Raw genomic sequence first — 14,412 nt, 5'->3', positions numbered from 1 at the left:
ATTGCACGATGCGTCCGCATCGAAAGTGAGGCTCAGTCCGAAGCTATTCTCCGGTGCTGAACTGTCGACGGACGCTAGTTCGGACGGTCGCCGGTTGTCAAGGATTGATTCGAAGTTCTTGTCGTCGTCGATCCCTTGCCGAGTGCCGAAATCCTCTCCCTTGGGGAGGAACCTTGGCGCCGCAGTCCGATCGCGCTCGACTTGGATCTGTCTTCCGGATGGAAATCATGCGAACTGCGTCTTGGACAGATCGATACGGGAATTCTAGGCTCACCATCGAGCGGCCGATCCGCATGCACGACGACAGTTTCGAACCACGACGGAGTGACCATGAGCCCGAACATTTCCCGACGGACCGCCCTCCTGGCGGGAGCGTCGATGATGACCGCAGGGGCGCTGGCGGGGTGTGAGCGCCCGGGCGGAACCCCCACAGACACCGGCGCTGGCGCCGAGGCGTTTCCTACGACAGGGGCGGATGTCCCGTCGGAATCAGCAACGGTGCAGTGGGTGGACACCGGTGCGATCAGCGAGGCCTTCGTCCCGAGCGTGACGGACCGGTTCACGCAGACGTTCCCCAACGTCGCGTTCAACTACCAGAGCCTCGGCGGCGACGACATGGCGCAGGTGCTCCAGCTGGCGTTCCAGAACGACGACGTTCCGGACATCTTCCGGTTGCTGCCGAACGTCGTTGCACCCTCCGAGGCTGTCTCGGCCGGACTCGTGCAGCCGCTCGACGACATCGTGCCAGATTTCGAGACATGGCGGTCCGCGTTCCCCGACGGAGTGTTCACCGAGGGCAACAACGTCTTCAACGGAAAGACGTACTCATTCCCCGTCCTCGGCAACTACACCCTGGGCCTGCTGCTGAACCGCGGCATCGTGCAGGAAGCGGGCTACGACTTCGAGGAGACGCCACCCACGTTCGAGACCTTTCGTCAGGCGGCGCGAGAGATCACGCAGCAGGGAGACGGGCGCTACTGGGCCCTCACTCACGGAGGAGCTTCGGCATCCCGTTGGCGCGTTCTGGTCCAGTTGCTCGGTCAACTCGCAGGTGCACCTGGAGGCGACTTCGACTACCGGACCGGTACGTACAACTACAACTCAGACGCGTATCTAGAGGCCGTCGAACTGCTGCTAGCGCTGCGTGAGGACGGCAGCTTCGACCCAGGGGTGGCGTCAACACCTCCCGCACAGGCAGTGGAGCGGGTCCCGACCGGGCAGGCGGCGATGATCATCAACGAGACCGGCGTGCTACCGAAGTGGTTCGACACCTTCCCCGACTTCGACTTCGGAGTCGCGAACCTGCCGGCGCCCGCGGATCACGGCTACGTCGCCGCGCCGAGCGAGCGGTACTACTGGTGGGCGTCGGCGTCGTCCCAGAACCCCGAGGTGATCGGCGAGCTCTTCTCCTACCTTGGAAGCGTAGAAGGACAGTCGGACTGGCAGCGTGTGGGTGGCGGGGCTCTTCCACTGGCCTTTCCCGAGGTGAACCAGGTCGAGGGCCTCGATCCACGCGTTCGCGCCGCCTACGACTACTTTGACGAGGTCGTTCGCCGACTGCCCGAACCGCCGGCGCGCAATCCCGAGACCGCTCAGGTCCTGGCCGGTCTGCGCCCGCTGAGCCCGGACTTCGGCACGACAATCCAGGGCATCTACACCGGCCAGCTGGAAGACCCGGCAGCAGCGATGCGGAACCTGCAGGACCGGGCCGAGGCCGAGCTGGATCGTGCCGTCGATGCCGCAGTCGCAGAGGGCGCGAACGTCTCGAGAGATGACTGGGTCTTCGCCGATTGGGACCCCTCCGTGAACTACGTGTATGAGGACGGCGAGTGACGCTGTTGGCTAACCCCGGCACGGCCTCGCGAGCCAGAGGCGAAGGTGCGGGGTCGAAGCGGCGCGACGCGGCCGCGAGGAAGCGCAGGCGCACGTGGCTCGCGTGCTACGCGTTCGTGGCACCGTCCTTGCTTCTCGGCGCGCTCTTCACCTTCTGGCCGATGGTCGCCTCGTGGTACTACTCGTTGCTCGACTGGACCGGTTTCGTGGGAACACAGTCGTTCGTGGGCCTCGACAACTACCAGGAGATCGTACGAGACCAGTACTTTTGGAACGCACTCAAGAACTCGTTCTTGCTGACGGTCGTCGTCGTACCTGTGCGGATGCTGCTCTCATTGATCGTGGCAATCGTCCTCAACGGGAAGCTGCCATTCTCGAACGCGTTTCGCACCGGATTCTTCATACCGGCGATCACAACCACCGCTATTGTTGGACTGGTGATGACGCTTATCCTGGACCCCGGTCTCGGACCGGTGAACGAATGGATGAGGCAACTCGGCATCACGGACGCCGCGGTGAGTTTTCTTGGGAACCCTTCGCTGGCATTGCCTACTCTGATGGTGATCCTCATCTGGAAACCCTTCGGAATCACCATGGTCTACTGGCTCGCTGCGCTCCAGACAATACCCAGGGACGTCTACGAAGCGGCAAAGATCGACGGCGCCTCTTGGTTCCAGACTCATACTCGGATATCTGCCCCATTGCTCATCCCGTTTGCGTTGGTCATCCTGGTGCTATCGGCTGCGTCAACGCTGCGAGTCTTCGATCTCGTCCACACGATGACCGGAGGTGGCCCCTTCTTTGCAACCGAGACGGTCGAGGTTTTCATCTACCGGAATGCCTTCGCAGTGGCCGGTGGCGGATCGCCGCGTATCGGGTTTGCCTCAGCCGCAGGTGTTGTCTTCGGTGCGGTTGTGCTTGCGCTCGCCATCCTGCAGTGGTGGGCGTCGCAGACTAGAAGCAAATCGAGGAGGAACGTATGAGCGCGACTGCGGCGCTGAAGGCGAGCGGACTGCGCGGACAAGGTATCGCGCGCTGGGCTGGTGTGGCATTCCTCGCCGCGATACTGGCGGTGTGGGTGTACCCATTCCTCTGGATGATCGCGACGGCCTTCAAGCCGAACAGCGAGGTATTCGCGAGATCTGGGCTGATGCCACGGCAGTTCACGCTGGAGAACTTTGCGCGCGCATGGTGGGACGCGAACATCGCGAACAGCTTCATGAACTCGGTCATTGTTGCAGTCGGGACAGTGACGATCGTGTTGGTGACAACAGCAATGATCGGATATTCTCTCGGTCGCTTTGCCTTCCCGGGGCGGAAGATGATATTTGCGCTGCTCGTAGCGAGCGCCTTCGTGCCCGAGGGTTATACGATCATTCCGATCTATAAGCTCCTGGACGCCTTGGCTCTTAACGAGTCTCTGTGGGGAATCATCCTGGCGGAGGCTGGAGGCGGTCACGTCCTGTTCATCCTGCTCTTCGCTGGATACTTTAGCCAAGTTCCTAGGGAGCTCGCAGATGCGGCTGCGATCGACGGTGCAGGATTCTCTCGCACGTTTGTGTCCGTCATGTTGCCACTTGCGCGACCGGTGGTGGCAACGACCGTCGTTCTGCAGTTCATGAATAGTTGGAACAGCTACTTTCTGCCCCTTGTTCTGACGCTCACCAGGCCAGAGCTGCAGACGCTGGGCGTTGCAATGAAAGTTTTCCAGGGTGAGTTCTTCTCCGACTGGGCGGGCCTTGCTGCCGCAGCCACCATTAGTCAGCTGCCGATCATCGTGATATTCCTGTGTGTGCAGAGATTCTTCATCGACGGAATCTCTGGGGCCGTGAAGGGGTAGTTATTCCATTGCAAGTCGCCGGATCGGAGTAGAGTTGTCCAGCTTCAAGAATCTTCTTTTCGTATTTGCGGATCAGATGCGCGCTTTCGATATGGGGTGTGCCGGAAACTCGGAGATCCGCACTCCCAACTTCGATCGGCTCGCAGGAGCGGGAGTGAACTTCACCCATGCCTTGGTGAACTCGCCAGTCTGCACGCCGAGCCGAGGGACGATCTTGACGGGGCGCTATCCCATCCGTCATGGCGCGGTAGCAAACGACCTCCCTTTGGGTGACTGCCGGACGGTTGCCGATGTTCTCAAGGAGCAAGGCTACTCGACCGGCTATATCGGAAAGTGGCATCTCGATGGAATTCCCCGAGACAAGTTCACGCCGCCCGGTGCTCGGCGTCGGGGCTTCGACTATTGGGCGGCCTACAACTGTTCGCACGAGTATTTTCGCGAGGACAAGTACTACCTCGACAGTCCGGTCCCCGAACAGGTGAGCGGCTACGAGCCCGAAGTGCAGACAGACCTGGCGCGTGAGTTTCTCCGTGAGAATCGCGACGGCCCGTTCGCGCTATACCTCTCATGGGGTCCGCCGCACGACCCGTACCCGGATGTCCCCGAGCGCTACCGGGAGCTGTATCGCGAGAGCGGGATCACTGCCCGACCGAACGTCGAGGTCCCGGGACGAACCGCCATGGCTCGTCGACTGGACTACGACCGGAGCATCGCGGACTACTACGCAGCAATCTCTGCGTTGGATACGGAGATGGGCCGTCTCCTTGATTGCCTGGAGGATCTCGGCCTCGCTGAGTCCACGCTGGTCGTCTTCACCTCTGACCACGGTGACATGCTCTGGTCCCATGGAATGCTGAAGAAGCAGGTGCCGTGGGACGAGGCGGTCAGGGTGCCGTTGCTGATGCGCCTGCCCGGAGTCATTGCCCCAGGTTCGCAGTCGGCTGCTCTCGCGAGTGCTGTTGACCTGGTGCCTACCGTTCTCGAGTTCCTCGGGGTAGAACACGACGGCCAAGACATGGACGGTTCCAGCCTGACGCCGTGCCTGGCAGGCGATGGTGGGCCGGAGAGCGTCCTCCTCATGGACCTGATGAAGGCGGACGAATCAGCGGACCAGGACATCCCCGAGTGGCGAGCCATCCGTACCCGGGACTACCTGTACGCCGAGACGGTGGGCAGGGCTCCCTGGATGCTCTTCGACCTGGACCAGGATCCTTTCCAGATGCGCAATGTCGTCGACATGCCCGGCTACGCGGAGATACAGGCAGATCTTGTCCGCATTCTTGGGTCAAAGCTGAAGGATGCGCGCGACCCGTTCGTCCCAGGCGTGCAATTGGTGGAACGGATGGGACTTGGCCCGTTGTGGAGAGAGCGGGAGCGGGTCCAGAGCGGTGCCGTTGCCACGGGCGGAGGCAGTGGTGCTTCGGATGCGCGTATCGCCTTCGCGGCCAGCGATGGTTGAGGGACGGTGCCGATGGAGCGCGGTGCTGGCGCACAGGTCCCGGTGAACCCCACCGGAACAGGAGTCGGTTCCGCGAGTCCTGCCCACGGACTACGGGCGGAGTACTCGACAGGCGGTGTGATCGAGGCTACCCAGCCCCGGTTCTCGTGGCTTCTTCCTCGAGGTGGTGGTACTCAGCGCGAGTACAGGATCCAGGTCGAAACCATCGCTGGGCCGCGTGTCACCTGGGACTCGGGCTGGGTCCGGTCCGCTGCGCTAACGCAACACCGCTACGAAGGGCAGGAACTCCACGCGTTTGGTGCGTACGCGTGGCGTGTGGCGTGGCGCGGACGCACGAGCGAGTCGCGCTGGTCTTCCTGGGCGACCTGGGAGTACGGGCCCCGATCCGTGCCGGACTGGAGTGCTGCACAGTGGATCGGCGGGAGCCATGCGGGTGCGCGTGCGGCACCGCCGCCGGACGAGCGCGCGGTGGCTTCGCCGTTGCTCCGGCGCCGATTCGTGATTGGTGAGCGGGTCGTACGTGCGCGCCTGTACTGGTCTGGACTCGGTGCCGCCAACGCGTACGTGAATGGAGTCCGGGTCGGCTCCAGCGTGCTTGACCCCGGTCCGTCGCGCTACGACAAGACGGCCTACTTCGTCAGCCACGATGTCACCGCGATGCTCTCAGCTGACGTGAACGTGCTCGGGTTCGAGCTTGGTCGCGGGAAGTTCGCCGAGCCTCGCGTCAGTGTATGGCGCTGGCACCTCGCGCCCTGGTGGGACCATCCGAAACTGATCTGCTTGCTGAGGATCGAGTATGCCGACGACGTCGCGTCCGTCGTCTCCGATCGGGAGTGGGAGTGGACGCCAGGGCCGGTGACCGCGGACTCGCTCCTCGCTGGCGAGCGGTTCGACCAACGGGCGGAGGTGCCTGACTGGTGCCTCCCGCACTCTCGCTCGGGCGCCTGGCATCCCGTGCGCATCGCATCGGCTCCGGGCGGCGCCCTTCGTCCCCGTACCGCCGAGCCTGTCGAGGTGACCGACGTTCTTGCCCCCGTCGCGCACACTGACCTCAGGTCCGGCGCACGCGTCTACGACTTCGGTCGCCAACTCGCAGGGTGGGCCCGCGTGCAGGCGAGGCTGCCGAACGGGAACCAGCTGACCGTCTCTTACGGCGAGCGAGTAGATCGCGCCGGGCAGGTCGAGTGCCATCAGGATCACGTGGTGCCACCGATCCAGCGCGACGTGATCGTTGCGGGCGACACTCCCCTCGATCACGAGCCTCGATTCGGATATCGCGGCTTCCGCTACGTGGAGATCGAGGGAGCACAGTTCGACATCGGCTCTGGGCCAGCCGTCGAGGCGCAAATTGTGCACACCAACGTTGAGTCAAGGGCGAGGTTTGAGTGCAGCGATCCCGCCCTCAATGGCATCCATCGCGCGTCGCGACGATCAATTCTCGACAATCTTCACGGAGTCTTCACGGATACGCCAACATTCGAGAAAAATGGATGGACGGGCGATGCGCATCTTTCCCTGGAGACGTCGATCCTCAATTTTGATATGGCGAAGTTCTACTCGCAGTGGCTGCGTTCCTTCGCCGACTGTCAGCGCGACGATGGTGAGATTCCCCCCATCATCCCGGCCGGAGATTGGGGGTACTCAGATAGCGTGAGTGATGTCCGCGGACCAGTGCCAGCCTGGGATGTTGCGTACGCGGAGATTTGTTGGGCGATGTACGTCTACTATGCCGATCGACGGGTTCTGACCGAGCACTACCCACGGCTTCGTCGCTATCTGCAGATGCTGGTCGCCCGATGGCCCGATCTCATTGTGCGCGGAGGTCTGGGCGACTGGATGGCCCCCGATACCACCAGTGAGATGTGCCCCGAAGGCGCGTCGGTCTACAGCACCCTCTACCTCTTTCGTTGGGCCCGCCTCCTGTCATCGATCGCTCGCGCGATCGGAGAGCGGAAGGACGCACTCCACTTCGCGCGACTCTCGCACCGGATCAGGATGGCCTTCACGGGGCAGTTCGTTCCCGAACGCCCAGGTGGCGACGGCGATCGGGCGGGTGGATACCGCCAGTCAGTGGACGTGCTGGGCATCGCCCTCGGACTTGTGCCGGTCTCTGAGCGAGCTCGAGCAGCCTCGCGGGTCATCCACGATGTTGAGCTCAGGGGTGGACGTCTCAACACTGGTGTGCTCGGCACCAAGCATCTCCCGGCTGTGCTTGCCACGATGGGCCGTCCCGACCTGGCTTTCTCGGTGCTCACCTCGCGTGAGTACCCTTCGTACCGCTATTGGTTCGACCACGGTGAGACGAACCTTCCGGAGAGCTGGCGTCCGGACTACCGATCGCGGAACCACCATTATTTCTCCTCGGTCGACCGATGGTTCTTCGAGGGAGTCCTCGGCATCAAACCCGCGTCGCCTGGCTACCGCGAGATCCTCCTCCAGCCATGGGCTGGGGTGCAGTTGGAATGGGCGCACGGGCACCTGGACACCATCGTGGGACCTATCAGCGTGGAGATGCGTCGTGACGGTGCTGTCAGAATCTTCGATGTCACGATTCCTGACGGTGCGTCAGCTCGCTTCCTACACCCATGCCGGGCCGAGGGCTCGACCACGGCTGCTCTGGGTCCCGGAACGCACCAGCTGGTGGTCCCGGACGTCCTGGCGGTTCCGGGCGCTGAAAGCCTCGGTGCGGACGAGGTGACCCATGATTGATGACCAGTACAGTGCAGGGATGCCAGACGACGAAGTGCACGGCGTGCTCGATCTGGTCCAGCGAGACATCGAGCTCTCCTGGTTGCGGGCCTTCATGGCCGTGCACGAATCGGGTTCCTTCACGGCTGCTGCCGACCGGATCCACCGGGCGCAGTCTCGGGTGAGCGCACAGGTGGCTCATCTCGAACGGGCACTGGGCGTCCAGCTCTTTGTCCGGAGCCGACGTGCCACGAGCCTCACGGAAGCAGGTGAGGAACTGCTTCCCTACGTTCGAACGGTTCTGCAACAACTGACTGAAGGCGTCAGTGCTGCGACGTCTCAGGACGGTCACGTGCGAGGACGGGTGACTGTGAGCGCCTTCCCTGGGGCTGCCGCCTTTGTGGTTGCCCCGACCATACGGCGATTCTGTGACACCTATCCGCAGGCCCGAGTCGTGGTGAAGGAGGACCTCCCGAACCCAGCGACGGCGGTCGCGAGGGGGGATACCGATCTCGCTGTGTTCTACGACGGTGAGATCGAGCTTCCCCGCTCCGTGCGTGCTGACTTCCTCCTTCGCGAGCGGGTTGTCTGCGTCATGCCCTCAGATCACCCGGCAGTTGGGATGTCAGCGGTCCCGGCATCGATCTTTGAGACCGATGCTGTGATCCTGACGAGTATCGCGAATGGCTACAGCGACTCTCGAGTGATCCTGCAGCAGGCCGGCGTCCGGCCGCTGGGCGAGTACTCGGTTGGACAACCCACAACGGCGAAGGCCCTGGTAGCGGTGGGTGTTGGCCTGGGTCTCCTTCCCGAGCTTGCAGCGGCCATGCTAGACACTGGAGACCAGGTCACCATGGTCCCGGTGGACCATCCTGCGTTCGAACGAGATGTCCATACGCTCGTCAACAAGGAGCGCCTCTATCCGCCGGTGATCAAGGAGTTCATCAAGACGCTTCATGCGCAGGCCAGGGAGATGGACGTGGCATCGCCAGGACTCGCGCTCGATCAGGAGCGCGGTTGACGTGTTCACCCTGGATGTGGCTGCTCGAACGCCGCAGCGAGGTCCGAGCGCGCGGGTGCGGACTTCGCTGCACTTTCCGGACCTCGGTGATGCGCAGCGGGACTCGTTGACATTGGTGACCAGCACATCCAACTCATGGGTACCTCCTCGGTCAGGGCGACGTGGGGTCGTGAGCTGGATGGTTCAAGGCAGGCAGTAGGCAGGCCGTCCTCGGCCCGAGTGCGGTGGCCCGGGCCGAGGACGGCCTGAGATATCAGCTGATCCTGCGGTGACGTCGCATGAACAGCAGCGCGCCCGCGACCAGCAGGGCCAAGGCCAGGGTGACGATCGCGCCGACGGTCGCACCGGTGCTGGGCAGCTGGTCCTCGCCGGGCGGATCGCTGGCCTGGTCGCCGTCGGAGGAAGCGTCGGGCCCGTCCGAAGCGCCGGCGCCATCGGCTCCGGCATCAGAACCGTCGGAGCCGTCAGCACCGCTATCACTGCCGGCATCAGAACCGTCAGCCCCGCTGTCCGAACCATCCGACCCATCAGAGGCCTCGAGCACTGTCACCTCGAACGATGTCGACGCAACGTCCCCGACCGCCCGCGTGTGCAGCGGCGGTGCTGTCTCGGTGTAGAGCACCCCGAGGGTCTGCACCCCGAGAGTGTCCGGGTCGTACCCGGTCACGGCCAGCGCGTCGTTGTCCAACACCGTCTGCACGCCGTCGGAGTAGGACGCGGTCACCTCCAGCCCCGTCAGATCCAGTTCCTCGCCCTGGATGTACTCCACGCGGTCGGGGAGTGAGGTGACCTCGATCCCCGTGAGCGTCGGCTCGGCCCGAGCCACGCCCACCCAGCTCAGCATCGGCGATTGGCTGCTGGTATTGCGCAACGTCAGCGTCACCGGACCGTCTGCCTCGAGTTCGACGGCGTAGGTCAGCAGGGCACTGGGCGACCCCTGGTCCAGGGTCACCGAGTCGACCACGTGGTCCTCGCCGTCGTAGCTGAGTACCACATCGGAGGTACGGGCCCAATCTGGCCACCACGAGTGGCTCCCAGCCGCCACCTCATACTCTCCGGCAGGCAGGGTGAACGTGTAGGACAGTTGCGAGCCCTCAGCGTTCGAGGTGTACATCCCGGTGGTGGTCAGCTTGCTGTACTCGCCGGGCACGATGCCCTTGAAGTTCACCTCCGAGGCGCCGCCCGCGTTCTGCCCGGCGTGGCCCCAGGTGCCGTCGAACGGCTGGTCCGGGGTCTCGTTGACCAGGGTGGCCGAGTCCGAGATGACCTCGTAGGACGGCGAGGCGTAGCCGAGCGACCCGCCTTCGGTGCCGTTGATGTCGGCGAACGCCACCACACCGGAGGGGATTACCTCCACGAATGCGGGGATGGTCGCACCCCCGTACTGCCCGGCCACCGTGACGCTCGCCCACGCCTCACTGACGACCACGTCGGCGGGCCACTCGACCGCGATCTCCCGCGTGCTCTCGTCGTCCAGGGTCACCGCCACCGTCTCCGGCAGCTCCGGCTGGACCCCCACCAGGGTGGCCACCCGGACGTCCTCCACGGAGACGATCTGATCCCATAACGGGGCCGAGCCCGCGCGCAACCGGTCCGCGAGCTGGGCGGCGCCCTCGGCGTCCAGACCGTACCCGGCCGGGTCCGTGACCGCCTGCTGGGCGGAGGCGATGGCGTTCTGCAGTGCCTCCCAGCCGGCGTCGGTGAAGTCGTCCGTCCGTTCGATCTGCTCGGCGGCCTCCAGCACCTCGGCCAGCTGGGTGACGTCCGCGGGAACGGAAGGGACGCCGTCGTGAATCGCCACGGCATCGACGGTGAGGGAACCGGAGAGGACCTCCAGGCTCACGGTGTGCTCGCCGTGGGCGAGCCCGCGCAGCACGTACGTCTGCTCGAACTGACCGCTGGCCTGCGTGCGGGCTGCGGGCTCGACGAGCTCACCGTCCACGCGCACCTCCAGGCGGGCGGAGCCGTCGTTCGAGCCGAGCACGTCCAGTCCGGACCCCGTGAAGGTGTACGCCACGCTCGCGCCCGCCTCGGACGTGCGTGAGGTGGAGCGCTGGTACTCGTACATGCTGCCGCTGACGGCGTGGTTCCAGCTGCCGGAGTAGGCCAGCTGGGTGGCCGGCGGGTCGCTCAGATCGGTCATCTCGAGGTTGTCCAGGTACTCCCCGTAGTAGGGCAGGTAGGACTCGGCCTGCTCGATCGAGAGGTTGTCGAACTGGGTGTGGTGGAAGCCGCTGGCCAGGTCAACCCACCCGGACCCGATGGGCGCCGGGTCGGTCCAGTCGACCACCTGCTCACCGTCGATCCAGCCGGTGATCTGGTCACCGGCCACCTGCAGGGAGAGTTCGTGCCACTCGGTCCCGATGTCGCCGATCGAACCGGAGGCGGTCACCGAGCCCATCCGCACCAGCTGCCAGTCGCCGTCGCGGTCGAGCCGCAGCACGTATGGGGTGGTGTTCAGGCTCTGGGAGTTGTCGCCACCGCTGGAGCGCGCACCGATGGCGGCGTAGTTGCCGTCGGTCGTCTCCCGCTCGAAGCGCACATCCACCGTGGCGCGGTAGTTCGTCCACCGGCGGTCACCGATCGCGGTGATCGGATCGCCGCCGTTCCAGGCGCCGCCCACACCGGTCTCCTCGGTGTCGAGCTGCTGGCGCAGCACCCACTCCTCACCGTCGAGGTAGGCCTCGAAGGCGCCGTTGCGATCCCAGGTGAACAGCGGGATCGCTCCGGTTTCGCCTCCGCGAGCCTCGACGAACGGGTCGGTCTGCGTGCTCACCTGGCCCTCGGCGGTCAGCTGCGGGATGGTGCGCTCGGTGTAGTCGAAGTCATCCGACCACAGCACGCCCTCACCGGAGTCCAGCCCCGCGTCCAGGACGGTGCGCTCGCCCTCCACCGGCAGCGGGGTGGTCCACCCCTCGTCTCCGGTCACGTCGAGGGAGGTGACGGTGGTCATCGAGAACGGCGCGACCTCGACGACGTACGCTCCGCCGTCAGGGGTGACGTCGCCAACGTGCTGCTTGTAGTGGGCGTTGAACGCCTCGCCGTCCTCGGCCGCGCGGGTCTCCCACACGGCCAGCGGGGCGCCGTCCAGTCCGAAGCCCTCGGGGTTCAGGCGATAGGTGAGGGTCTTCTCGGAGTCGTTGACGATCACGGTGGAGAAGTCCGAGCTGTCCGGGGCGGCGAGAGTGAGGTAGTTCGGCTCACCGTTGCGACCGACCACCGGGTTGGTGCCGGTGGCTCCCGAGCTGCTGGCCTCTGGCACGGCCCGCCAGATCCCAGCGGTGTTGTCCTCGTTCTCCCAACCGGTCACGGCGAAACTGGAGAAGTGCTGCAAAACGGCCAGGCCGCCGTCGTAGTGCATCCATCCTGACCACGGGTCGCGGGCACTGACCAGTTCCTTGAACGAGTACTGACCACCCTCGTAGAAGGATCCGATGGCGGGCTGGTAGATGAAGTGGCTCCGGCGCGAGTTCACGAAGCCCTTGACGATGGTGTTCGCCATCTCCAGGGAGCTGATGTGCCCGCCGATCCCGGTCCCCGCCACGGTCGGGTCGGCGGTGTTGTTGTTCGGCCGGAACGCGGTGTTGGAGAAGGTCGCCTGCGCCTCGCTGTTCCACACCTGCATGTCGAACTCGTCCGCGAGCCGGGTGAAGTTGCCGTTGGAGTCATCGTTGGGGCTGTAGTGGTAAGCCGCGACATCCACTGCCTCGCGCAGGTCGGCGTCAGCCATGATCTCGTCGCCGAAGGTGCCCACGCCGACCTCGTCGGAGATCACGGTCTGGATCTGAGCGAACAACTCGGCCTCACCGTCGCGGAACCCCGCCAGGGCCGGGTCATCGCTGATGTAGCCGGTGGTGTCGGTGCTCACCCGATCGGCGAACTCCTCGGTCCAGCTCAGGTCCGCACTGTGCTCGTTCACGCCCGGGTTGACGTAGTCGACCATGTAGCCGTACTCACGGTAGGCCGCCAGGATCGTGTTCTTGTACCAGGTGTAGATGTCGTCGTTGTTCTCCACCCAGGCGGGGGCGTTCCACCGCAGGATGGAGACCTGCAGGTCGGGGTTGACCGCGAGGGCATCGGCCGCGAGCTGGAAGCCCGGGTGGCGGGTGACGTTGGCCGGCTCGTCCTCGGTGCGCATCGTGGCCACGTCGGGGCCGGTGGAGTTGTTCCGGTCGTTGCCCATCTCGATCTTGACGTGGTTCATGATCGGGTTCTCACCGCCGAAGAGGATCCGGATGAGCTCGGCGTAGGCCTCGGGGTGCTCGGCCTTGTAGTCCAGCAGGACGGCGCTGGTGCTGTTCGCGCTGAGCGTTCCGAAGCCCTTGAAGGTCAGTCCGTTGACGTTGTCGGCGGCGATGTCAGCCGCGTCGATCGTGACGTCCACGTAGTCCGGTGCGCTGTCGAGCGCGCTCTCGAGGATCTCCTCGGCATCGCCTTCGGCGATCGCGAACCAGCTGAGCACCGGTGCCTCGCCACCGGACTGCTGGTAGGTCAGGGAGGTCTCGCTGGCTCCCTCGGGGATCGTGAAGGCGCTGGTGTCCTGGATCGGTTCGGCAGCACCCGCGGAGGTGCTCATCGCCACCCGGTCCAGCGTCTGGGAGGCGGTCTCACCATCCAGCTGGTACGTCAGCGTCGGGTCCATCTGCCGGTAGCGGTCCTGGCCCGCGTAGAACTCGTAGAAGCCGCTGGTCAGGGTGTAGGTGCCCGGGGTGAGGTCGAGCCGGTAGGTGAGGTGGTCGCTGTTGGTGCGCGCCCCGAGCTCGAACTTGTCGAAGGAGGACAGGTCGGTCCCGGAAGCAGGGTCGCCACCGGGGACGGAGAGCTTGTAGTCGGTCGGCACCTCGTAGGTGTAGCCCCAGGTGGTGCCATCCGCGAAACGCTGATCCGGTGTCTCGTTCTGGAGCGGGGTGAGGGTCTCGATCGCCGTGTAGGCGCGCGAGTCCACGCTCCCGGCGGAGTACCACCGGTCCTGCGCGTCCCCGGCATGGCCAGCGTCGACGAAGTACGCGAGCGGGTGCTCAGCTGGGGGGATGACCTCCACGACGGCGGTCACGGCCTCGCCGTTGGCTGTTCCGCTCACCTCGACGGTGCTGTACGGCAGCGCGAACGTGTCCGCGTCGATGTCCCAGGTGACATCGTGGTCGGTGGTGCCGTCCGAGACCGACTCCGGCAGGGACGTACCGGCGCTGGTCGCGGCGCCGAGGTGCGCGGCCGCCGAGACCGGGTCGAACGGTTCGGCGGCGGCAGGCGCGGCCACCAGTGCCGAACCTGTGACGAGTGCTCCGGCCAGGAGACCGGCGGCGCCGGTGGCTCTGCGGCGCCGTGTCCGTGACGTCTGGCCTGACCTGGCGGGCGCGGCGCCCGGGATGGGCGTTCCTGCGCTCGACATCGAGTGCATGAGGCTCCTTTGCTCTGCCGTGACTGTGGCGTTCCCCCAGGGGAACCTGGGGCACGCCGTACGACGATGAATGCAATCACGTCATATCGATCAAAACAAGCAAAAGGGCCGATTCGATCAGGAATCGATCAGTGCATGGGTGAGCGATGAGCGCACGTGGTGGGATCGGCGCC

7 protein-coding genes and 1 pseudogene are annotated in these 14,412 nt (G+C 64.9%); 7 read left to right on the top strand and 1 reads right to left on the bottom strand.

Annotated elements, in window-relative coordinates:
- The first annotated feature begins 330 nt into the window (after positions 1-330).
- From IM660_RS18635 to IM660_RS18610, 7 genes and pseudogenes are all read left to right on the top strand, one after another.
- Positions 331-1,833: an ABC transporter substrate-binding protein gene (locus IM660_RS18635; protein ID WP_193497248.1), complete on the top strand. Its 1,503-nt coding sequence runs from the start codon at positions 331-333 to the stop codon at positions 1,831-1,833.
- The gene (locus IM660_RS18630; protein ID WP_193497247.1) at positions 1,830-2,816 is read left to right on the top strand and encodes a carbohydrate ABC transporter permease; all 987 of its coding nucleotides are present in this window, start codon (positions 1,830-1,832) and stop codon (positions 2,814-2,816) included. The genes IM660_RS18635 and IM660_RS18630 overlap by 4 nt, the downstream gene beginning before the upstream one ends.
- Positions 2,813-3,673, top strand: coding sequence for a carbohydrate ABC transporter permease (locus IM660_RS18625; protein WP_193497246.1), 861 nt, complete (start codon positions 2,813-2,815; stop codon positions 3,671-3,673). Before IM660_RS18630 ends, IM660_RS18625 begins: the two co-directional genes overlap by 4 nt.
- A gap of 34 nt (positions 3,674-3,707) precedes the next feature.
- Positions 3,708-5,132, top strand: a complete 1,425-nt coding sequence (locus IM660_RS18620; RefSeq protein ID WP_193497245.1) for a sulfatase family protein — start codon at positions 3,708-3,710, stop codon at positions 5,130-5,132.
- Between the two features lie 12 nt (positions 5,133-5,144).
- Positions 5,145-5,501 (top strand): annotated as a pseudogene (locus IM660_RS20060) (glycoside hydrolase family 78 protein); the annotation flags it as partial.
- 99 nt (positions 5,502-5,600) lie between these two features.
- A complete protein-coding gene (locus tag IM660_RS18615) occupies positions 5,601-7,841 on the top strand; it encodes a family 78 glycoside hydrolase catalytic domain (protein ID WP_193497244.1) in 2,241 nt (746 codons plus the stop codon).
- A gap of 19 nt (positions 7,842-7,860) precedes the next feature.
- Positions 7,861-8,841, top strand: a complete 981-nt coding sequence (locus IM660_RS18610) for a LysR family transcriptional regulator (RefSeq protein WP_193497243.1) — start codon at positions 7,861-7,863, stop codon at positions 8,839-8,841.
- 253 nt (positions 8,842-9,094) lie between these two features.
- Here the strand turns inward: IM660_RS18610 and IM660_RS18605 are convergent, their stop codons facing one another.
- The gene (locus tag IM660_RS18605; RefSeq protein ID WP_193497242.1) at positions 9,095-14,239 is read right to left on the bottom strand and encodes a bacterial Ig-like domain-containing protein; all 5,145 of its coding nucleotides are present in this window, start codon (positions 14,237-14,239) and stop codon (positions 9,095-9,097) included.
- Positions 14,240-14,412: the final 173 nt, after the last annotated feature.

The sequence above is a fragment of the Ruania alkalisoli genome, from assembly GCF_014960965.1.
Classification (GTDB): Bacteria; Actinomycetota; Actinomycetes; order Actinomycetales; family Beutenbergiaceae; genus Ruania; species Ruania alkalisoli.
This window is presented reverse-complemented; position numbering and strand designations above follow the sequence as displayed.

Coding starts and splice junctions, on each gene's coding strand:
- IM660_RS18635 (WP_193497248.1), top strand. CDS start 331: ATGAGCCCGAACATTTCCCGACGGACCGCCCTCCTGGCGGGAGCGTCG.
- IM660_RS18625 (WP_193497246.1), top strand. CDS start 2,813: ATGAGCGCGACTGCGGCGCTGAAGGCGAGCGGACTGCGCGGACAAGGT.
- IM660_RS18610 (WP_193497243.1), top strand. CDS start 7,861: ATGCCAGACGACGAAGTGCACGGCGTGCTCGATCTGGTCCAGCGAGAC.
- IM660_RS18605 (WP_193497242.1), bottom strand. CDS start 14,239: ATGCACTCGATGTCGAGCGCAGGAACGCCCATCCCGGGCGCCGCGCCC.